The sequence below is a fragment of the Streptomyces sp. NPDC001678 genome (assembly GCF_042892945.1).
In the GTDB taxonomy this organism is placed as follows: Bacteria; Actinomycetota; Actinomycetes; order Streptomycetales; family Streptomycetaceae; genus Streptomyces.
The window spans coordinates 159,859-180,304 of sequence record NZ_JBIAUP010000010.1 but is presented as its reverse complement, the minus strand read 5'-3'; the positions used below and the strand labels follow the sequence as shown (position 1 = coordinate 180,304).

The following is a 20,446-nucleotide window of genomic DNA, read 5'->3' as shown; positions in this document are numbered from 1 at the left end:
TGCCGGTGGGCGCGGTCACGCGCCGCAGGAGCGCAGGAAGGCGCGGGTGCGTCGGGCGATGGGCAGCGGTTTGTCGGGCGGGCAGGGGTACATGTCCTGCTCGACGATGGCGAAGAGGTCGACGCCGAGCCCCTGGGCGGCCGTCAGCACGGGCTCCAGCGCCGGTACGCCGCGCGGCGGTTCGCACATGACGCCCTGCCGCACGGCCGGGCCGAAGGGCGTGCCCCGCTCGGCTACTTCGGCCAGGATCGCGGGATCCACCTGCTTGAGGTGGAGATAACCGATGCGTTCCCCGTAGGTCTTGATGAGCTTGACGCTGTCGCCGCCGCAGTAGGCGTAGTGCCCGGTGTCCAGGCAGAGGCTCACCAGCGTCGGGTCGGTGGCGTCGAGGAAGCGCTCGACCTGCTCCTCGGTGGCGATGTGGGTGTCGGCGTGGGGGTGGACGACCAGGGAGAGCCCGTAGGCGTCGCGCACCTCGGCCGCGAGCCGTTCCGTCCCGGCGGTCAGCGACCGCCACTGATCGGCCGTCAGCTCCGGGCTCTCCAGGGCCTCGGCGGTCCTGTCGTCCCGCCAGAAGGAGGGAATGGCGACGAGGTGGTTCGCGCCCGTGTCGCGCGCCAGCGCGGCCACGCGGGAGACCTGCTCCCAGGTCTCCTCCCAGACCGCCGGCCCGCGGTGGAGGGCGGTGAAGACCGTGCCCGCCGACACCTTCAGGCCCCGGCTCCCGGTCTCCTCGCGCAACCGGGCGGGGTCGGTGGGGAGGTAGCCGTACGGGCCGAGCTCGATCCACTCGTAGCCCGCCTCGGACACCTCGTCGAGGAAGCGCCGCCAGGGGAGCTGGGCCGGGTCGTCGGCGAACCACACGCCCCAGGAGTCCGGCGCGGAGCCGACCCGGATCCGGTCCAGCGCGGGGGGCGGTGACGGGCTGCGGTCGGGGGTGCGGACGCTGTCCATACGGCGGCTCTCCTCTCGCCGGTCGGCGCTGACCGGGCAAGGGCTGGGGTTGCCCGTAGCCTCCCGGCTGGGCCGGGGAGTGTCAAGACTACGTCCGGACATAAGGATGTAACGTCAATACCTGCCCCATGGGGCGTCGATGGGACGTCCGAATGTAAGGACAAATGCTTGACATGGATGTCCGCGCCCGGCTAGACCTGGGCCCCGGATCGTGCCGACGCGCGGAGGGGAAGACCATGACCGGTCCCTACGACCTCATCACCATGGGCCGGCTCGGGGTGGACCTCTATCCGCTGCGGACCGGGGTATCGCTCGCGGAGGCCGACACCTTCGGGAAGTTCCTCGGCGGCTCGGCCGCCAACGTCGCCGTCGCCGCCGCCCGGCTCGGCCGCCGCACCGCCCTCGTCAGCCGCACCGGCGACGACCCCTTCGGCCGCTACCTCCACGACGAGCTGCGCCGCTTCGGCGTCGACGACCGCTGGGTGACCCCCGTGGCCGCCTACCCCACACCCCTGACCTTCTGCGAGATCCACCCGCCGGACGACTTCCCGCTGTACTTCTACCGCCGCCCCAAGGCCCCCGACCTGGAGATCCACACCGCCGAGCTGGACCTGGCCGCCATCCGCGCCGCCCGGATCTTCTGGATCACCGGTACGGGCCTGAGCGAGGAGCCCAGCCGCGGCGCGACGCTCGCCGCGCTCCAGGCGCGGAAGAGGAATGGGGTCACCGTCTTCGACCTCGACTGGCGGCCGATGTTCTGGCCGGAGGGGCCGTCCGCCGCCCGTCCCCTGTACGAGCGGGCCCTCGCCCACGCGACGGTGGCGGTGGGCAACGCCGAGGAGTGCGAGGTGGCCACGGGGGAACGGGACCCCTACGCGGCGGCGCGGGCGCTCCTCGCGGCCGGGGCCGAACTCGCCGTGGTCAAACGGGGCCCGAAGGGCGTGCTCGCCGTCCACCGCGACGGCACCGTCGCCGAGGCGGCCCCGGTGGAGGTCGAGGTCGTCAACGGCCTCGGCGCCGGCGACGCCTTCGGCGGCGCGCTCTGCCACGGGCTGCTCGCCGGCTGGGACCTGGGGCGGGTGACGCGCTACGCCAACGCCGCCGGGGCCATCGTCGCCTCCCGGCTCGCCTGTTCGTCGGCGATGCCGACGCCGGACGAGGTGACGGACCTGCTGGCCCGTGACGCGGAGGCCGCCCCGTGACCGCCGTCCTCCGCATCGCCGATCTGCCGCGCGTGCGCAGCCGGCACCCCGAGGCCATCGCCGAGGCCGCCGCCCGCCGGGGGCGGCGCCCCCTCGTCGGCGACAGCGGCCGGCTGATGATCGTCGCGGCCGACCACACGGCGCGCGGCGCGCTCGACGTCGGCGGCCGGCCCCTGGTCATGGCCAACCGCGCCGACCTGCTGGAACGCCTGTGCCTGGCCCTCTCCCGCCCCGGCGTCGACGGCGTCCTCGCCACCTCCGACATCCTCGACGACCTGCTGCTCCTCGGCGCGCTGGAGAACAAGGTCGTCATGGGCTCCATGAACCGCGGGGGCCTCGTCGGCGCCGCGTTCGAGATGGACGACCGCTTTACGGGGCCGCGCGCGGACGACCTCGTCCGGCGCGGCTTCGACGCGGGCAAGCTGCTGCTGCGCATCGACCACGACGACCCCGGCTCGCTCGCCACGATGGTCTCCGCCGCCCGTGCCATCGACGACATGGCGGAGCGACGGCTGCCGGTCTTCGTCGAGCCGTTCCTCTCCCGGCGCGTCGGCGGCCGGGTCCGCAACGACCTGAGCGCCGAGGCCGTCACGAAGTCCATCGCCATCGCGTCGGGCCTGGGCGCGACGTCCGCGTACACCTGGCTGAAGGTGCCGGTCACGGACGACGCGGACGCCATGGCCCGGGTGATGGAGACGTCGACGCTCCCGGCGGTCCTGCTGGGCGGCGACGTGGGCGACGACCAGGACGCGATGTACGAGCGGTGGCGGACGGCACTGCGGCTGCCGACGGTGCAGGGGCTGGTGGTGGGGCGGGCGTTGCTCTACCCGGCGGACGGGGACGTGGCGGCGGCCGTGGACACGGCGGTGGGGTTGCTGTGACGTTCCGGTCCGCAGCGGCGACCAGCCACCGCGTACGTGCCCGGCGGTGCCGAAACCCCGTCACCAGACAAGGAACCCCATGACGTACACCCTCGACATCACCCCCGAGACCGCCGGCTGGTCCCACTCCTCCCTCCGCGTCCTCACGCTGCCCCCTTCCGGCACCCACACCTTCGAAACCGCCGACAGCGAATGGATCGTGCTGCCGCTCACCGGCGGCTGCACGGTCCGGACGGAAGGGAAGACCTTCGAACTCCACGGCCGCCCCGGCGTCTTCACCGCCGTCACCGACTTCGCCTACGCCCCCCGCGACGCGCACGTCACGCTGACCTCCCCGGAGGGCGGCCGCTTCGCCCTCGCCGGGGCGCGCTGCGGGCGCCGGCTGCCCGCCCGTTACGGCCCCGCCGAGTCCGTTCCCGTCGAGCTGCGCGGCACGGGCGTCTGCTCCCGGCAGGTCAACAACTTCGCCGCGGCCGACACCTTCGAGTGCGACAGGCTCATCGCCGTCGAGGTCCTCACACCGGGCGGCAACTGGTCGTCCTATCCGCCCCACAAGCACGACGAGCACCTCCCGGGCCGGGAGTCCCGGCTGGAGGAGATCTACTACTTCGAGATCGCCGAGAGCCCCGGCGGCACCCCCGGCCTCGGCTACCAGCGGGTGTCGCCGTCCCACGACGGCGGGACGGACGTCCTCGCCGAGGTCCGCACCGGCGACGCCGTGCTGATCCCCGACGGCTGGCACGGCCCGTCCATCGCCGCGCCCGGCCACGACATGTACTACCTCAATGTGATGGCCGGCCCCGGCCCCGAGCGGGAGTGGCTCATCCGCGACCACCCCGACCACGCCTGGATCCGCGGCACATGGCCGGAACAGTCCACGGACCCGAGGCTTCCGCTCTACCGATCCGGAGGGGACCGATGACCCGACCGCCCCGCCCCACCCGTCGCCCCACCCGCCGCCTCACCGTCGCCCAGGCCCTCGTGGCGTTCCTCGCCCACCAGTACACCGAGCGCGACGGCCGCCGGCAGCGGCTCGTCGCCGCGTGCTGGGGCATCTTCGGCCACGGCAACGTCGCCGGGATCGGGCAGGCCCTGCTGGAGACCGGTGACGAGCTCCCCTACCTCCAGGGCCGCAATGAGCAGGCCATGGTCCACGCGGCCGTCGGCTACGCCCGGCACCGAGACCGGCTCTCCGCCCACGCCGTGACCACCTCCATCGGCCCCGGCGCCACCAACCTCGTCACCGGCGCGGCCCTCGCCACGATCAACCGGATCCCGGTGCTGCTCCTGCCCGGCGACGCCTTCGCCACCCGCCCCGCCGACCCCGTCCTCCAGCAGCTCGAACACCCCGGCGCGGGCGACGTCTCCGTCAACGACTGCCTGCGCCCCATCTCCCGGTACTTCGACCGGATCGTCCGCCCCGAGGCGCTGATCCCCGCCGCGCTCACCGCCATGCGCGTCCTGGCCGACCCCGTGGAGACGGGGGCCGTCACCCTCGCCCTGCCCCAGGACGTCCAGGCCGAGGCGTACGACTGGCCCGAGGAGTTCTTCGCCGACCGCGTCTGGCACGTCCGCCGCCCCGCTCCCGACCCGGCCGAACTGGCGGCGGCCGCACGGGCCGTACGGGAGGCCCGCCGCCCGCTGCTGATCGCGGGCGGCGGCGTCCACCACAGCGAGGCCGAGGACGCCCTGCGCGCCTTCGCCGACGCCACCGGCATCCCCGTCGCCTCCACCCAGGCGGGCAAGGGCTCGCTGCGCCACGACCACCCCTCGGACGTCGGCGGCATCGGCCACACCGGCACGGCCGTCGCCGACGCCCTCGCCCGCGCCGCCGACCTCGTCATCGGCGTCGGCACCCGGTACAGCGACTTCACCACCGCCTCCGCGACCCTCTTCGCCGCCCCGGACGTCCGCTTCGTCAACCTCAACATCGCCCCGTACGACGCCCACAAGCTCGCCGGGCTGCCGCTCGTCGCCGACGCCCGCAGCGGCCTCGAAGCGCTCACGGAGGCCGTCGCCGGATACCGCGTCCCGGACGCGTACGCCAGCGCGTACACCGCCGGGAAGGCCGAGTGGGAGACGGCTGTCGCCCGCGCGTACGCCCCGGACGACGGCCGGGGCGACGGCGCCCGCCCCACCCAGGCCCAGGTGCTCGGCGCGCTGGACTCCGTCGTCGGCGACGAGGACGTGATCGTCAACGCGGCGGGCTCCCTCCCCGGCGATCTCCACAAGCTGTGGCGGACCCGCTCCCGCCGCCAGTACCACCTCGAATACGGCTACTCCTGCATGGGCTACGAGATCCCCGGCGCCATCGGCGTCGCCCTGGCCGACCCCGGCGCGCAGGTATGGGCGCTGGTCGGCGACGGGACGTATCTGATGATGCCCACCGAGCTCGTCACCGCCGTGCAGGAGGGCATCCCCGTCAAGGTGATCCTGGTGCAGAACCACGGCTACGCCTCCATCGGCGGCCTCTCGGAGGCCGTCGGCGGCGAGCGCTTCGGCACCGCCTACCGCTTCCGCGCGCCCGATGGCACGTACACCGGTGCCCCGCTGCCCGTCGACCTGGCCGCCAACGCCGCCTCGCTCGGCATGAGCGTGCTCCGCGCCCGTACCGCCCGCGAGCTGCGCGCCGCGCTGGCCGAGGCGCGCGCGGCCGACCGGCCCACATGTGTCTACGTGGAGACCGAAACGGCCGACACTGTGTCCGGGGCGCCCCCCGCCCAGGCGTGGTGGGATGTGCCCGTCGCCGAGACCGCGACCCGCCCGGCGGCCGTGTCGGCCCGGGAGGAGTACGACCGCAACGCAGCCGCCCGTCGCCGTTACCTTTGACGTAGGAGAGGTCGCAGCAGATGAAGACCGTCAACCACTGGATCGACGGCAAGTCCGTCGAGGGCACCTCCGGCACGTACGGGCCCGTCACCGATCCGGCCACGGGCGCCGTCACCACGCGCGTCGCGTTCGCCACCGCCGAGGAGGTCGACGCGGCGGTGGCCGCCGCCAAGGCCGCCTACGGCACCTGGGGCGGCTCCTCCCTCGCCCAGCGCACGGCGGTGCTCTTCCGCTACCGCGCCCTGCTCGACGCCCACCGCGAGGAACTCGCCCGGCTGATCACCGCCGAGCACGGAAAGGTCCACTCCGACGCCCTCGGCGAGGTCGCGCGCGGCCTGGAGGTCGTGGAGCTGGCCTGCGGCATCGCCCAGCAGCTCAAGGGCGAACTGTCCACGCAGGTGTCCAGCCGGGTGGACGTCTCCGCCATCCGCCAGCCGCTGGGCGTCGTCGCGGGCATCACGCCGTTCAACTTCCCGGCCATGGTGCCGATGTGGATGTTCCCGCTCGCCGTCGCCTGCGGCAACACGTTCGTCCTCAAGCCCAGCGAGAAGGACCCTTCGGCCGCGATCCGCCTCGCGGAGCTCGCCGCCGAGGCCGGGCTGCCGGACGGCGTCCTCAACGTCGTCAACGGCGACCGGATCGCCGTCGACCGGCTCCTGGAGCACCCGGACGTCGCCGCCGTCTCCTTCGTCGGCTCCACGCCCGTCGCCCGGTACATCCACATCACCGCCTCCGCCAACGGCAAGCGCGTCCAGGCCCTCGGCGGCGCCAAGAACCACATGCTGGTGCTGCCCGACGCCGACCTCGACGCCGCCGCGGACGCCGCCGTCTCCGCCGCCTACGGCTCGGCGGGCGAGCGCTGCATGGCGATCTCGGCGGTCGTCGCGGTCGGCGGCACCGGGGACGAACTGGTGGCGAAGATCCGCGAGCGCGCCGAGAAGATCAGGATCGGCCCGGGCGACGACCCCGCCTCGGAGATGGGCCCGCTGATCACCAAGGACCACCGCGACAAGGTCGCCTCCTATGTGCGGGGCGCCGCGGCCCAGGGCGCGGAGGTCGTCCTCGACGGCACGGGCTTCACGGTCCGGGGCTACGAGAACGGCCACTGGATGGGCCTGTCCCTGCTCGACAAGGTGCCCACCGGCGCCGACGCCTACCGCGACGAGATCTTCGGCCCGGTGCTGTGCGTCCTGCGCGCCGGGACGTACGAGGAGGGCCTGGCCCTCATCAACGCCTCGCCGTGGGGCAACGGCACCGCGATCTTCACCCGTGACGGGGGCATGGCCCGCCGCTTCCAACTGGAGGTCGAGGCGGGCATGGTGGGCGTCAACGTGCCCATCCCGGTGCCGGTGGGCTACCACTCCTTCGGCGGCTGGAAGCACTCGCTCTTCGGCGACCACCACATCTACGGGAACGACGGCGTCCGCTTCTACACCCGGGGCAAGGTCGTCACCACCCGCTGGCCGGACCCGGCGGACGGCGGCGTGGACCTGGGCTTCCCACACCACGGGTAGGGCGAGCGGGGGTTCCAGGGGGGCGGCAGCCCCCTAGGAAACGGTGAAAGGGCGGGGTCGGGGCCCACCTCCCGTTCTACCTCGATATGAGACGTAAGCTCAGGATCATGACCTGGGCCAGCGCCCTCAAAAAGACAGCCCGCGCCGGGCTGACCATCGAGCGCGTCACCCTCGAACCGCTCGTGGCCGTCCGCGGCGCCTGCGGCGTGGCGGTCGTCGTCGGCCTGATGCTGGCCTTCGGATCGCCCGCCCTCGCCGTCTCCTCCGCGTTCGGCGCGTTCGCCTCGGGCCTGGCGACCTTCCAGCGCAGCTGGCGGCCCCGCCCCCTGCTCGCGCTGGCGGTCGCGGGCGTACTGGGCCTCAGCACCTTCCTCGGCTACCTCGCCGCCGCCCACCACGCCACCTTCGTCGCACTGCTGGCGGTGTGGACCCTGCTGTCGGGCATGGCCTGGGCCGTCGGCCCGGTGACGGGGTTCGTCGCCACCCAGACGGTCGCGGTCATGCTCGTCACCGTCACCCTGCCCACCTCCGTCGCCGGGGCGGCCGAGCACGCCGCGCTCATCCTCGTGGGCGGCCTGGTGCAGGCGGCGCTCATCGTCCTCTTCCCCATCCGCCCCTGGGGCCGCCAGCGCGACGCCCTCGCGGACGCGCTGGCCGCCGAGGCGGACTACGCGCGCCGGCTGCGCCACGACCCGGTCGCCCGCTTCGACCCCCAGCCGCTGATGGACGCCCGCAGTGCCGCCGAGCTGACCCCGCGCCAGGCCCGCGGCCGGCCCCCGCAACTGGGCGGCCCGCGCGGGGTCGCCGAACGGATCCGGCCGGTGCTCGCCTCCCTCGCCGACCCCCTCGTGGGCGCGCCCCCGGAGGGCCCCGGCCGGGACCGGGCCCGGGAACTGCTGGGCGCCGCCGCCGACGTCCTGGACGCGGTCGCGCGCGCCATCCGCCGGGGCCGGGCCGTGCGGCTGACGCCCGAGACGATGGCCACGCTGGAGGTGCCCGAGTCCGGGCCGCGCCTCGACGGCGCCGCCCGCCGCTCGGCGCTGCGGCTGATGGCGCTGCTGGCCGACGTCGTGGAGGCCGGTGACGAGCCGCTGCGCGCCACCCGGCCGACGACGGCGCCGGAGCGGCGGCATCTGCTGCGGCCCACCATGGCCGGGCTCGTCCCCGTGGGCTGGCGGGCGCTGCGGCGCGAGGCGCGCTGGTCCTCGCCGGTCGGCCGGCACGCGGTGCGGGTGACGACGGTGGCCTGCGGCGGCTATCTGCTCGGCACGGCGCTGCCGCTGGGCCACGGCTACTGGGCGCCGATGACCTCCGTGATGGTGATGCGGCCGGACTTCGCCCAGACCTATGAGCGCGGCGTCGCCCGCTTCGTGGGCACGTTCGTCGGCGTCTGGGCGGGCGCGGGCATCATGGCGCTCACCCATCCGGGGCCCGAGGTCTGCGCGGCGCTGGCCGTGGTGAGCGTGGGGCTGCTGTATCTGCTGATGCGGACGGGCTACACCGTGGTGTCCGCGTGCATCGGCGCGTACATCGTCTTCCTGCTCGGCATCGCGGGGGAGGGCTGGTCGCAGACCGTGCAGGCCAGGCTGGCGCTGACCCTGCTGGGCGGGGTGCTGGCGCTGGCCGCCTACGCGCTGTGGCCCAGCTGGGAGACGCCCCGGCTGCGCGACCGGCTGGCCGACTGGCTCCGTACCAACGGCGACTACGCGCTGGCCGTCCTGGACGCCCACGCCCGGCCGGACAGCCGGAAGCGGCGGGTCCGTGAGGCGTTGCTGGACGCGCGGGCGGCGCGGCTGGAGTGGGAGGAAGCGGCCGCCCGCGCGCTGAAGGAACCCGTGCGCCACCGGGGCATCTCGCGCACCGCGGAGCGGGCGGCCGAGTCGGCGCTGGCCACGCTCGGCCGGGCGGCGATGCTGATGGAGGCCCATCTGCCCGGCCCGGACGCCGAACCGGACGCCGGGGCGGGCGAGTTCGCGGCGGCCCTGCGCGCCGCGCTGCCGGACGCCGTGGCGGCGGTACGGGAGCGGCGGCGGCCGGACTGGTCCGCTCCGCGCGCCGCGCTGGCCGCGTGGGTCGCGCGGGCCGGCGACGAAGGGGTCGCGGTACGGGGCTCGGAGCTGATGCTGGAGGCGCTCGACGAACTGGCCGAGGCCCTCGCGCCGGGCCGGCAGGGGCGGAACAGGGCGGCGCGGCGCTGAGCCGATCTCGCTGTGAGTTCGTGTCAGCGGAACAGCCGGTCCAGATGCGCGTCCACGAGGCGCATCGCCTCCTCGCCCGGCACCACGTCGAGCAGGACGTAGCCGCACAGGCCGTCCACGAGGGCGATCAGCAGCATCGCCTCGGTGTCCGGGTCGCGGTCGGGGGCGACGTCGCCCTCCTCCACCGCGCGCCGGATCTGGCCGGCGAGGAACTCCCGCAGCGCCGGGATGCCCTCCTTGGCGTGCCGGCGCAGCCGCTCGTCGTGGACGGCCCGGACGAAGTAGGCGATCTGCACCAGCTGACCGGTGCGGCTCTTGTCGTCGAGCGGCAGCATCTCCGCGAACGTCTCGCGCAGCAGCGTCCGGGGGGAGGGGGCCGTCCCGGCCAGGGACCCGACGCGGTCGCCGATCCGCCGCGCGGCCAGCTCGCTGATGTGGCCGAGGGCGAAGACGAGCATGTCGTCCTTGGTGCGGAAGTAGTGCTGGAGCTGCCCGAGCGAGATGCCCGCCTCCGCCGCCACGTCGCGCAGGCTCGCGCCGTCCAGCCCGCGCTCGGACGCGATCCGCCACAGGGCTTCGGCGATGCGGTGGCGGCGTTCGTCGTGGTCGACGCGCTTGGGCACGGGGAGGGACGCCTCTCGTCACGGGCCGGCCGTTTACAGGTCAGCTGTATTGCGATAGCTTAGCGCCGGTGCTTGGCAATACGATTGACTTGGAAAAGAGGCGGCTGCTGAGGGCGCCGTGTCACCGCGTGGATCCCCGGGCGCGCCGCTGGTGGACTGCCCGGGCGCTGCTCACCGTGAGCGGGCCGGCGGTGCTGACCGCCGCCGCGCTGTTCGCTCTCTGTTTCCTCTTCTTTCCTGCCGCCGCACCATGGCTGGTGCCACTGGTGGCGGTGGTACTGGTAGCGCCGGCGGTGGCGTACGCGCTGGTCATGCCGGCGCGGCGGTGCCGGACCCACGGGTGGGAGCTGGGGGAGACGGCGCTCTACGCGGTCTCCGGCTGGTTCGGGCGGCGACGCCGGATCGTGCCGCTGTCCCGTGTGGAGTCCGTCGCGCTGCGGCGGGGGCCGCTGCTGCGGCGGTACGGGCTGGCCGTCGTGACCGTCACCACGGGGTCGGCCGCCGGAGCCGTGCGGATCACGGGGGTGTCCGACACGGAGGCCCGGCGGCTGACGGCCCGGCTTGAGGAGGTGGCCTCTCCTCGGGCGACAGCGGTTCCCCGCCCCGGGGAAGGGCATGGTGCCAAGGTTCTCGCTGCCGGAAGCGCGCGCTGGCTGCGGTACGCCCCGCTGACGTTCTGGGTCTGGGGCGGGGTCCTCATCGCGGGCGGTACGACCTGGCGCATCCTCAACGCCCTGCACGTGAAGCCCTGGCGGATCGGGATCCTCCGCCGCCTGTGGGCCGGGTACGGCGCCGGCGCGCCGTGGCTCGCCGGGCTGCTCGGCCTGGCGGCCGTGACGCTGCTGGGCGTGGCGGGGGCGCTGGTGGTCCACGCCGGGACCTGGTGGCGGTACCGGCTGGAGCGCACCCCTTCGGGCGGTCTCGACGTCCGGCGCGGCCTGTTCGCGACAGCGGTCGTCTCCATCGAGGCGGACCGTCTGTGCGGGGTCGCGCTGCGGGAACCGCTGCTGCTGCGCGCGGGCGGCGGGGCGTCCGTACGGGCCGTGGCGGGCGGCCTGGGCGACCTGGAGCGGAACCGCAAGCGGAGCGTCGTACTCCCTCCGGCGCCCCGGGCGGAGGCGCTCCGGGTCTGCGCCGAGGTGCTCGGGACGGATGGGGCGATCGGGGCGGGTGGCGTGCCCGGTGCGGGGGAGTTTTCCGGGGAGCCTGCCGGGGGGCTCCGTCCGGCGCCGAGGGTCGCGTTGCGGCGGCGGCTGGTGAGCGCGCTGGGGTGGGGCGTCCTGCCGGTGGCGCTGGTGCTCGTCGGGCTGGGGTGGCTGCTGGATCTGCCGGTGCTGCTGTGGTGCGCGGCGGGGTGGGCGGTCGCGGCCTCCCCGGTGGTGTGCGCGCTGGCGTGGGACGCCTACCGGGCGCTGGGGTACGCGGTGCGGGGGCGCCATCTGCTCGTACGGTCCGGGACGTTCGGCCGGGAGACGGTGGCCCTCGACCGGAGTTCCGTACAGGGATGGACATTTACCGATACGCCCTTTGCGCTCCGGGCAGATGTGGTCACTCTCACTGCCGCCGTCCCCGCAGGGGAAGACGGATACCGCATACGGGACATGTCGGCGAAGGAGGCCGTCCAGTTTGCGGAATATGCGGCTCCGGGGATCGTTCGTGAGTTCTTGATCCAGACACCCGCCTGAATCACCTGTCGTACATTCGCACCCGACTTTTTTGTTATCTGCCGACCGGCGCCCGGTCTCCCAGGTGTCGGATCGAGCGCCATTCGTGGCGGGTGCGGAAAGAGGTGCGGGCGTGAAGAGTGTGAGCGTGGCCGTGATCGAGGCGGCGCGTGCCGGGGACACGGCGGCACAGGACGAGCTCGTAGCCATCCACCTGCCACTCGTCTACAACATCGTCGGCCGGGCCCTGAACGGCCACGCGGACGTCGACGACGTGGTCCAGGAGACCATGCTCCGGGTGATCAACGGCCTGGACGGGCTGCGGGACGCCGCGAGCTTCCGCTCCTGGCTCGTCGCCATCACCATGAACCAGATACGCAGCCACTGCCGGGAGGAGCGCCCCGAGGCTCCCGTCAGTGGCCTGCAGGAGGTGGTCGGCGAGGTCCCCGACCCCAAGGCCGACTTCGTCGACCTGACCATCGTCCGGCTGGGGCTGGAGGGCCAGCGCAGGGAGGCCGCCGAGGCGACGCGCTGGCTGGACGAAGGGGAGCAGGAGGTCCTGTCCCTGTGGTGGCTGGAGGCCGCCGGCGAGCTGAAGCGCGCCGAGGTCGTCGCCGCGCTCGGGCTGACCCCGCAGCACACCGCCGTCCGGATACAGCGGACGAAGGCGCAGCTGGACGTCGCCCGCGGCGTCGTCCAGGCGCTCGCCGCGCACCCGCGCTGCGAGCGGCTCGGCGAGGTCGTCGCCACATGGGACGGCGTCCCGTCCGCGCTGTGGCGCAAGCGCGTCGCACGGCACGTGCGCGGCTGCGGCCGCTGCTCGGGGGCCCTGTCGGCGCTGGTCCCGGCCGAGGGCCTGCTGGTCGGCCTCGGCCTGGTGCCGGTCGGCGGCGCCCTGCTGGGCTGGTGGAGCGGCGGCGCCGTGGTGCCGGGCGAGCCCGTGGGGTACGCGTCGGCGGCACACCCGGCCTCCTCGCAGGCGACGTCCTCGCACGCCGCCGCGCCGGGCGGCCGGGCGGCCGCTCGACGTGCCGGGGGACACCGGGGCGGCGGACACCGTTCCGGTGGACGTTCCGGCGGTCACCGCGCGGACGGCGGGCGGTCGCGTACGGGCCGGAAGGCCGTGCTCGGCGCGGGCGCCCTCGCCCTGATCGCCGGCGGTGTGCTGGGCGGCGGGTACCTCATGGAGGACTCGCCCGGTACGACCGTCAAGACGCAGGCCGTCGACTCGTCCGGCAATCTGAAGCAGCTGAACGCCCAGGAGCCCATGCCCATCCGGTCCACCCCGTCGCGCTCCGCCTCGCCGAGCGCCTCGGCGTCCGTGTCGGCCTCGGCGAGCGCCTCGCCGAGCGGCTCGGGCAGCCCGTCGCCGTCGGCCAAGGCCTCCGCGTCCCGGGCGGACGAGCCCGCCCCCGAGCGCACGGCCGCCCCGGCCCGTACCCGTGCGCCCAAGCCGCCGTCCTCCGGTGGCGACGGTTCCATGGCCGCGCAGGTGGTGGCCCTGGTCAACGCCGAGCGGGCGAAGGTCGGATGCTCGGCCCTGACCTCCAACAGCCTCCTGGACGCGGCCGCCCAAGGCCACTCCGACGACATGGCGGCCCGGAACTTCTTCGACCACACCAACCCCGACGGCAAGGGCCCGGGCGACCGCATCACCGCGGCCGGTTACCGCTGGAGCACCTACGGCGAGAACATCGCCTACGGGCAGCAGGACCCGGCGTCGGTCATGGACTCGTGGATGCACAGCGACGGCCACCGCAAGAACATCCTCAACTGCTCCTTCAAGGAGATCGGGATCGGCATCAACAAGGCGCCGGGCGGTCCGCGCTGGACCCAGGTGTTCGGCGCGCGCTGAATTCCGCTCGCACAACCCTATGTTGATGGTTGAAGTATGTGGGTGATTGACCGCTGATTTTCAGGTCGCGGTAAATGTCCAGCAAGACCGCGAAGGACGTCCTCGGCGGTCACAACCTCGTCTGAGGCGGCGAAAAGGGGCCCGCCTTCACTGGTCGAGTCCAGTGAAGAATGACCGGTGACGAGCGGGAGGGCCCCCGGAATCGGGGGGTGAGGGCCATGGGTCATTCACCCCCCGATTTTCATTCGTTTCCACCCGTTTTCCGTGCAGTGCCGGAATGCCGCCCGGATCGACGGCCGGAGGTGTTTGTGCATGCACCGCTCCTCGTCCCTTTCCGCCCTGCCCAGCTGGTTCCTCGTCCTGCCCGACACCGCCGCGGAGGCGGTCGCGGAGATCGCGGCGCGGGCCCGCCCCCACGCGCTCCAGAGCGTGCCCCACCCGTCCGGCCGGCCGTGGCTGCTGGGCCGCTGGGACCCGGACGCGTTCACCCTGGGCGAGGCCGGGGACGCCCGGGTGGCGGTCCTGGGCGAGCAGGCGGTGTCCGTCGCCGAGATCACACGGGCCGCCCGGGCCGTGCGGACGGCGGAAACCCTCGACGCGCTCGGCCGGTTCGCCGCCGCCTGGCCGGGAAGCTTCCATCTGCTGGCCCGGGACCCCGGCGGACACGTCCGGATCCAGGGCGGCGTCGTCGGCGTACGACGCGTCTTCCACGCCCGCACGGGCCCGGCCACCGTCGTGGCGGACCGCGCGGACGTGCTGGCCGACCTGCTCGACGCCGGCCTCGACGAGGACCGCCTGGCCGTCCAGCTGCTCGCGATGGGCCTGCTGCACCCCCTGAACTCCCGGCCGGTCTGGCACGAAGTGGAGGCCCTGCCCGGGGGCCACCACCTCACCCTCGGCCCCGACGGCCCGGCCCGGACCCGGCGCTGGTGGACACCGCCGGAGCCGGACGTCCCGCTGGCAGAGGGCGCCGCGCGCCTCGCCGCGGCGCTGGGCGCCGCCGTCGACGTCCGCACCCGTGGCCGCTCCCTGGTCACCTGCGACCTCGGCGGCCTGGACTCCACCGCGGTGTGCTGCCTGGCCGCCCGCGGCGACGCCAAGATCGTCGCCTATACGGCCGCCCTCCGCGACCCCCTCGGCGACGACACCCACTGGGCGCGCCGCACCGTCGACGCCCTGGGCACCGTCGAGCACCACGAGATCCCGGCCGGGCAGGTGCCCCTGACCTTCGACGGTCTCGGCACCTTCGACCAGCTCCTCGACGCCCCCTCCCTCATGACGGTCGACCACAGCCGCCGCATGAGCATCGTGCGGCTGGCCGCCGAGCGCGGCTCGGCCCTCCACCTCACCGGCATCGGCGGGGACGAGGTGCTCAGCGGCGCCTCCGCCCGCCTCCACGCCCTCGCCCTCAGGCACCCGCGCACCGCGCTGCGCCACCTGCGCGGCTACCGCGCCAAGTACCGCTGGCCCCGGGGGCTCGTGCTCCGCCAGCTCCTGGACCGCCGTTCCTATCCGTCCTGGCTGGCGCGGGTCGCCGCGGACCTCACCGAGCCGCCCGCGCCGTCGAACGCGCCGGTGCTGGACTGGTCCGAGCGGCCCCGGATGCCCCACTGGGCGACTCCGGACGCGGTGGCCTCCGTACGCCGCCAGATCCTCGCCGCGGCCCGCACTACGGCACCCCTGGCCCGGGACCACGGCGCGCACCGCGAGCTGGCGACCATGGAGTGCATCTCCCGGTTCGCCCGGCACGTGGGGCAGCTGGCCGGCCCGCTGGGCGTCGTCTGCTCGGCCCCGTACTACGACGACCGCGTCGTCGAGGCGGGCCTGTCGGTGCGGCCGCAGGAGCGGATCACCCCCTGGCGCTACAAGCCGCTGATCGTCGAGGCCACCCGCGGCATCGTCCCCGAGGTCAGCCGCACCCGGGCCACCAAGGCCAACGCGTCCCTGGAGGAGGAGACGGGCCTGCGGGAGCACCGCGCCCGGCTGCTGGACCTGTGCGAGGACTCCCGTCTCGCGCGGCTGGGCCTGATCGACACGGGCGCGCTGCGGGACTGGTGCCTGCGCCCGCTCGAAGTGGAGGTCGAGAGCAGCCTGTTGCACACCACTGTGGCCTGCGAGGTGTGGCTGCGCTCACGGGAATCCATGAGCGGCTGACGCCGAACCGCTGGCGCCGCGAAAACCGCTGACACTGCGAAAACCGTCGGTGTCGTGAACCGTCGGCGTCGTGAACCGCTGACGTCGTGAACCGCTGGGACGGACCGAACCGGAAGGGTGGAACATGTCGCTCCGACTCCGCTCCGGAGTGGTGATGACCGAGACCGACTACGGCATCGCGCTGCTGGATCAGACCACTGGCGAGTACTGGACCCTCAACCCCACCGCCGCGCTCGTCCTGCGGACGCTCCTCGACGGGGAGTCCAGGGGACAGGCCGCCCACGCGCTGGCCGCGCGCTACGACGTGGATCCCGGCGAGGCGGCCCGCGACGTCGAGCGCGTCTACGGCGAACTGCGGTCGGCCAGGCTGCTGTCCGGGACCCGGCCATGACGACCCCGGAGGCGGTTCCGTACCGGCCGGGCTCCGTCCCCCTCACCACCCGCTGGGCCGCCCGCGCCGCCGTCGCCCTCGCCCATCTGCTGGCCACCCAGCCGCCCGGGCGCATCCGCGCGGTCCTGCGCGTGCTCCGGCGCGGGGCCCGGCCCGCGAGCCTCGCCGAGGCGACCGGCGCCAGGGACGCGGTCCTCGCCGTCAGCCTCGCCAGCGGAGGGCAGAAGGGCTGTCTGCCACGGTCCCTCGGCACGGTACTGCTGTGCCGGATGCGTGGCCAGTGGGCCGTGTGGTGCGTGGGAGTTCGGGCCCGGCCGCCCTTCGCGGCACACGCGTGGGTGGAGGCGGAGTCGGTCCTGGTGGGCGAGGGCGCGCCGGCCGACTACTTCCAGCGCTTCTTCACCGTGGAGTGAGTGTCATGGAGACCATGAACGCGCCGGCACCGGCGCGGGAGAGCGTGGACGCGGAGCCCGCGGCGCGGCCGCGGGGCGCGGGCCGCCGGGCCCTGGCCCGGTACCTCCGGCCGCAGCGCGCCGCCATCCTCGGCGGCGCGCTGCTGGGGCTCGCCGGCGGAGCCCTGGGCCTGGCCCAGCCGCTGGCCGCCGAACGCCTGGTGAACGACCTCGAACGGGACCGGACGGCGACCACGGAGGTGATCGTCCTCGGTGTGCTCGTCCTGATGGGCGCGGTCCTCGACGCCCTCGGTCACCTCGTGCTGGAACGGGCGGCCGAACGGCTCGTGTGCACCGCCCGGCGCCGGCTCGCCAGCACGCTGCTCAGGCTGCGCGTCCCCGTCGCCGAGTGCCATGAGCCCGGCGATCTGATATCCCGGGTCACCGCCGACACGACGCTGCTGCGGCAGGTGGCCACACAGGCAATGGCCGCGGCCCTGACCGGCACCGTCATCACCCTCGTCACCGTCGTGATGATGGGGGTGCTGGATCTGGTGCTGCTCGGCGTGACCCTCGCGGTGATCGCGTTCATCAGCCTGAGCAGCGGCCTGGTGATCCCCCGCATCGGCCGCGCCACCCGGCAGACCCAGGAGGCCGTCGGCGGCATGGGCGCCGCCCTGGAACGCGCCTTCGGCGCCTTCCGCACGGTCAAGGCGTCCGGAGCCGAGCAGCGCGAGATCGCCCGCCTGCACGAGGCCGCCGAACGGGCCCGCCGCATGGGAACGCGCGCCGCCTCCTGGGAGGCCGTCTCGGACACCGTCTCCCAGGTGTCCGTGCAGGTCTCCTTCCTGGTGGTCCTCGGCGTGGGCGGGGTGCGCGCCGCCTCCGGGGCGATCGACGTCTCCACCCTCGTGGCCTTCCTGCTCTACCTCTTCTCGCTCGCCCCCCGCATCAACCAGCTCGTGGGCGCCGCGGGCCAGTTCCAGGTGGGAGCCGCGGCCGCCCTGCGGATCAGGGAGGCCGAGGAGATGGCGGTCGAGGACCCCGGCGCCGGGCCGCAGCCGGTCGCGGACGCCGGATGCGGCCCCCGCCCCGCGTCCCTCGCCTTCGACCGGGTGCGCTTCGGCTACCGGCCCGGGCTGCCCGCCGTGCACCGCCGCATCTCCTTCACGGTGCCCGCCCGGGGGCTGACCGCCTTCGTCGGCCCGTCCGGCGCGGGCAAGACCACCGTCTTCTCCCTCATCGAGCGGTTCTACGAACCGGACAGCGGCCGCGTCCTGCTGGACGGCCGGGACATCCGGCACTGGCCCCTGGCCGCACTGCGCGCCGCGATCGGCTACGTCGAGCAGTACGCGCCCGTCCTCGCCGGAACGCTGCGGGAGAACCTCCTCCTGGGCGTCCCGCACGCCACCGACGGGCAGCTCCACGAGGTCCTGCGCCGGGCCCGCCTCGACGACCTGGCCGACCGGCTGCCGGAAGGGCTCGACACGGCCGTAGGCCACCGGGGCAGCATGCTCTCCGGCGGCGAGCGCCAACGCGTCGCGATCGCCCGCGCGTTGCTGCGCAGCCCACGGCTGCTGCTCCTGGACGAGGCCACCTCGCAACTGGACGCGGCCAACGAGGCGGCCCTGCGGGGCACCGTCGCCGACGCGGCCCGGACGATGACGGTGCTGGTCGTCGCCCACCGGCTGTCCACGGTGACCGGCGCGGACCGGATCGTGGTCATGGAGGAGGGCCGCGTCCGTGCCGTGGGCACGCACGCCAAGCTGCTGGCGAGCGACGAGCTGTACGGGCGGCTGGCGGCCACGCAGTTGCTGGCGAACTGAGTGCACACAGCCGCACGCGACACCACCTTCGGGTGAATGGGTTGTTTGTGTTGACGGTGGGGTGCGGTCCTCGCGGGGATCATGCGAGGCGTACCCCTGTATCGAGACGGAGCACGCCATGGCCCAGTGCAACACGTGTGGCAACGACTACTGGCTGGCCTTCGAGGTCAAGACCATCACCGGTGACACCTATACCTTCGACAGCTTCGAGTGCGCGATCAGCAAGCTCGCGCCCAAGTGCGAGCACTGCGAGTCACGCATCATCGGCCACGGCGTCGAGGTCGCGGGCCGCTTCTTCTGCGGGGCGCACTGCGCCCGCGAGGGCGACTCGGGACTGGGAAGCCAGATCCGCGACACGGTGGGGGCGCACCCCGGGTGACGAGGGGTGACGGCCGGGGCCGGCGGGTGGCGCTGAGGAGACGTCAGAGCCTGGCGCGCAGCCAGGGCCAGTAGCGCGGCAGGCCGCGCGCCGGCCAGATCAGCACCCACCACCAGACGGCCACGAGGGGGGCGGCCAGGGCGACCAGGAAGGCGATGAGGGCGATGACGGCGATCGACGCGTTGTCGAACACCTCCCGGGCGACCTGTCGATGGGTGACCTCCGGCCTGCGGAGCGGGCCGGGGGCGCGCAGCCGCAGGGCCATGACGGTCAGCAGCGCGGCCTCGAGGCCGATGGCGCCCGTGTAGATGGCCATGGCCACGGGCGCGCCGCCGTGCTCGCTCAGCAGCCGGGCGGTGAAGGGCAGGAACGCGATGACGGCCAGCAGGGCGAACTCCAGCCGGATCATGGCGCGGTCGAGGGTGGCCATCAGCCGGAAGAGCTTGTGGTGGCCGAGCCAGATCGCCCCGACGAGCACGAAGCTGACGAGGTACGCGAGGACCTTCGGCAGCACATGGCCGAACGCCTGGCCCACCTCCGCGTCGGACAGGCCCTCCGGCACGTGGATCTCCAGGGCCAGCAGCGTGATCGCGATGGCGGTCACGGCGTCGGCGAAGGCGAGCATGCGGTCCATCTCGATGACGTACGAGTCGCGCGCCATGGCCGTCAGCGTAGGGCGGATGCGGGGGCTTGGCATGATATCTGAGGAAAACCGCACGATCGGATGATTTGCCGCTCTCCTGTCGTGCGATGCGTTTCCACAACGGAAAATCGACTGTTGCCGCTCCGGAAACCGTGTGGTTCACTTTCCGGCATGGCAACTGACGCGAACACGCGGTCGTCCCGGCCTCCCATGCCGTCCCGGGAAGGGGCCGTCGAGGCCCTGGCCCTGGCGGAGCAGGCGCAGGTGGCGGTCACGTCCATCACCCCCGGACCGGCCTACAGCGTGAAGCTCTCCCTGGCGCTGGCCGGGGTGTATCTGTCCCATCTTCTCCCCGAGCCGTGGGACATGGTGGGCCTCGTCCTCATGTACGTGGTCATGGTGACCGTCATCGCGGTGCAGTTCCGCTCCAGCGGTGTCCGGCACCGGGTCCAGCCGGGAATGAAGCGGGGCATGCTCGGCGCGGCGGCCCTGGCCTTCGTGGTCTACCTGGCCGCGTTGTACCTGGGCGACCATCAGGGCATGCCGTGGATATGGGCACCGGCGGGTCTGCTGGTGGGAGGGGGCATCCTGGTCATTGACAGGAAGACCCGCAAGAAGGGCATAGCAGCGTCGTGACCGACCCCGAAGACGGTTTCAACGAGACGATCCACGCGCCGAACCGGCTCCGGATCTGCGCCGCGCTCGACGCCGTCGAGGAGATCGAGTTCGCGACCGTCCGCGAGACGCTGGGAGTGAGCCCGTCCGTGCTGAGCAAGCATGTGACGGTGCTGACCGACGCGGGGTACGTCGAGCAGCGGCGGGCCGTGCGCGACACCCGGCAGCGCGTCTGGCTGCGTCTGACCAAGGACGGGCGCGCCGCCTACCGCGCCCACCTCGCCGCCCTCCGGGCGATCGTCAACGCCGGTCTGGGAGACGGCTGA

General features: G+C 73.8%; 18 protein-coding genes. 15 read left to right on the top strand and 3 right to left on the bottom strand.

Features of this window, described 5'->3' with window-relative positions:
- Window positions 1–15: 15 nt before the first annotated feature.
- Window positions 16–954, bottom strand: a complete 939-nt coding sequence (locus tag ACFYZR_RS21780) for a sugar phosphate isomerase/epimerase family protein (protein WP_391912679.1) — start codon at window positions 952–954, stop codon at window positions 16–18.
- A 236-nt stretch (window positions 955–1,190) separates the two neighbouring features.
- Here ACFYZR_RS21780 and iolC point away from each other — a divergent pair, with 236 nt between their 5' ends.
- The 6 genes from iolC (at window position 1,191) to ACFYZR_RS21750 (ending at window position 9,578) form a co-directional block, all read left to right on the top strand.
- A complete protein-coding gene (gene iolC / locus ACFYZR_RS21775; RefSeq protein ID WP_391912678.1) occupies window positions 1,191–2,156 on the top strand; it encodes a 5-dehydro-2-deoxygluconokinase in 966 nt (321 codons plus the stop codon).
- Window positions 2,153–3,037 (top strand): deoxyribose-phosphate aldolase, encoded by an 885-nt coding sequence (locus ACFYZR_RS21770; protein ID WP_391912676.1) that lies wholly within the window; start codon window positions 2,153–2,155, stop codon window positions 3,035–3,037. The genes iolC and ACFYZR_RS21770 overlap by 4 nt, the downstream gene beginning before the upstream one ends.
- 79 nt (window positions 3,038–3,116) lie before the next feature.
- Entirely contained in the window at window positions 3,117–3,959 is an 843-nt protein-coding gene (iolB, locus tag ACFYZR_RS21765) for a 5-deoxy-glucuronate isomerase (RefSeq protein WP_391912674.1), read from the top strand.
- The gene (gene iolD, locus ACFYZR_RS21760) at window positions 3,956–5,866 is read left to right on the top strand and encodes a 3D-(3,5/4)-trihydroxycyclohexane-1,2-dione acylhydrolase (decyclizing) (RefSeq protein WP_391912672.1); all 1,911 of its coding nucleotides are present in this window, start codon (window positions 3,956–3,958) and stop codon (window positions 5,864–5,866) included. The genes iolB and iolD overlap by 4 nt, the downstream gene beginning before the upstream one ends.
- 20 nt (window positions 5,867–5,886) lie before the next feature.
- Window positions 5,887–7,380: a CoA-acylating methylmalonate-semialdehyde dehydrogenase gene (locus tag ACFYZR_RS21755; RefSeq protein WP_391912670.1), complete on the top strand. Its 1,494-nt coding sequence runs from the start codon at window positions 5,887–5,889 to the stop codon at window positions 7,378–7,380.
- A 107-nt stretch (window positions 7,381–7,487) separates the two neighbouring features.
- Complete coding sequence (locus ACFYZR_RS21750) at window positions 7,488–9,578, top strand: FUSC family protein (RefSeq protein WP_391912668.1); 2,091 nt, start codon at window positions 7,488–7,490, stop codon at window positions 9,576–9,578.
- 23 nt (window positions 9,579–9,601) lie between these two features.
- Here ACFYZR_RS21750 and ACFYZR_RS21745 read toward each other — a convergent pair whose 3' ends face one another.
- Window positions 9,602–10,201, bottom strand: coding sequence for a TetR/AcrR family transcriptional regulator (locus tag ACFYZR_RS21745; protein ID WP_391912666.1), 600 nt, complete (start codon window positions 10,199–10,201; stop codon window positions 9,602–9,604).
- Window positions 10,202–10,329: 128 nt separating this feature from the next.
- Between ACFYZR_RS21745 and ACFYZR_RS21740 the strand changes: the two genes are divergently transcribed.
- The 7 genes from ACFYZR_RS21740 (at window position 10,330) to ACFYZR_RS21710 (ending at window position 18,862) form a co-directional block, all read left to right on the top strand.
- Complete coding sequence (locus ACFYZR_RS21740; RefSeq protein WP_391912664.1) at window positions 10,330–11,886, top strand: PH domain-containing protein; 1,557 nt, start codon at window positions 10,330–10,332, stop codon at window positions 11,884–11,886.
- A gap of 112 nt (window positions 11,887–11,998) precedes the next feature.
- Window positions 11,999–13,720: a sigma-70 family RNA polymerase sigma factor gene (locus tag ACFYZR_RS21735; RefSeq protein ID WP_391912662.1), complete on the top strand. Its 1,722-nt coding sequence runs from the start codon at window positions 11,999–12,001 to the stop codon at window positions 13,718–13,720.
- A gap of 312 nt (window positions 13,721–14,032) precedes the next feature.
- Window positions 14,033–15,874, top strand: a complete 1,842-nt coding sequence (locus ACFYZR_RS21730) for a lasso peptide isopeptide bond-forming cyclase (RefSeq protein ID WP_391912660.1) — start codon at window positions 14,033–14,035, stop codon at window positions 15,872–15,874.
- Between the two features lie 124 nt (window positions 15,875–15,998).
- Complete coding sequence (locus ACFYZR_RS21725; protein WP_126914220.1) at window positions 15,999–16,265, top strand: lasso peptide biosynthesis PqqD family chaperone; 267 nt, start codon at window positions 15,999–16,001, stop codon at window positions 16,263–16,265.
- Window positions 16,262–16,678, top strand: coding sequence for a lasso peptide biosynthesis B2 protein (locus tag ACFYZR_RS21720; RefSeq protein WP_391912658.1), 417 nt, complete (start codon window positions 16,262–16,264; stop codon window positions 16,676–16,678). The genes ACFYZR_RS21725 and ACFYZR_RS21720 overlap by 4 nt, the downstream gene beginning before the upstream one ends.
- 5 nt (window positions 16,679–16,683) lie before the next feature.
- Complete coding sequence (locus tag ACFYZR_RS21715) at window positions 16,684–18,483, top strand: ABC transporter ATP-binding protein (RefSeq protein ID WP_391912655.1); 1,800 nt, start codon at window positions 16,684–16,686, stop codon at window positions 18,481–18,483.
- A 118-nt stretch (window positions 18,484–18,601) separates the two neighbouring features.
- On the top strand, window positions 18,602–18,862 hold the full coding sequence (locus tag ACFYZR_RS21710) for a Prokaryotic metallothionein (protein WP_189452479.1): 261 nt from the start codon (window positions 18,602–18,604) through the stop codon (window positions 18,860–18,862).
- Window positions 18,863–18,905: 43 nt separating this feature from the next.
- Here ACFYZR_RS21710 and ACFYZR_RS21705 read toward each other — a convergent pair whose 3' ends face one another.
- Window positions 18,906–19,523 (bottom strand): TMEM175 family protein, encoded by a 618-nt coding sequence (locus tag ACFYZR_RS21705; protein ID WP_391912653.1) that lies wholly within the window; start codon window positions 19,521–19,523, stop codon window positions 18,906–18,908.
- 153 nt (window positions 19,524–19,676) lie between these two features.
- Between ACFYZR_RS21705 and ACFYZR_RS21700 the strand changes: the two genes are divergently transcribed.
- A complete protein-coding gene (locus ACFYZR_RS21700) occupies window positions 19,677–20,141 on the top strand; it encodes a hypothetical protein (protein ID WP_391912651.1) in 465 nt (154 codons plus the stop codon).
- Window positions 20,138–20,446 carry a transcriptional regulator gene (locus tag ACFYZR_RS21695; protein ID WP_391912649.1) on the top strand — a complete coding sequence of 103 codons (309 nt, stop codon included), beginning with the start codon at window positions 20,138–20,140 and terminating at the stop codon, window positions 20,444–20,446. The genes ACFYZR_RS21700 and ACFYZR_RS21695 overlap by 4 nt, the downstream gene beginning before the upstream one ends.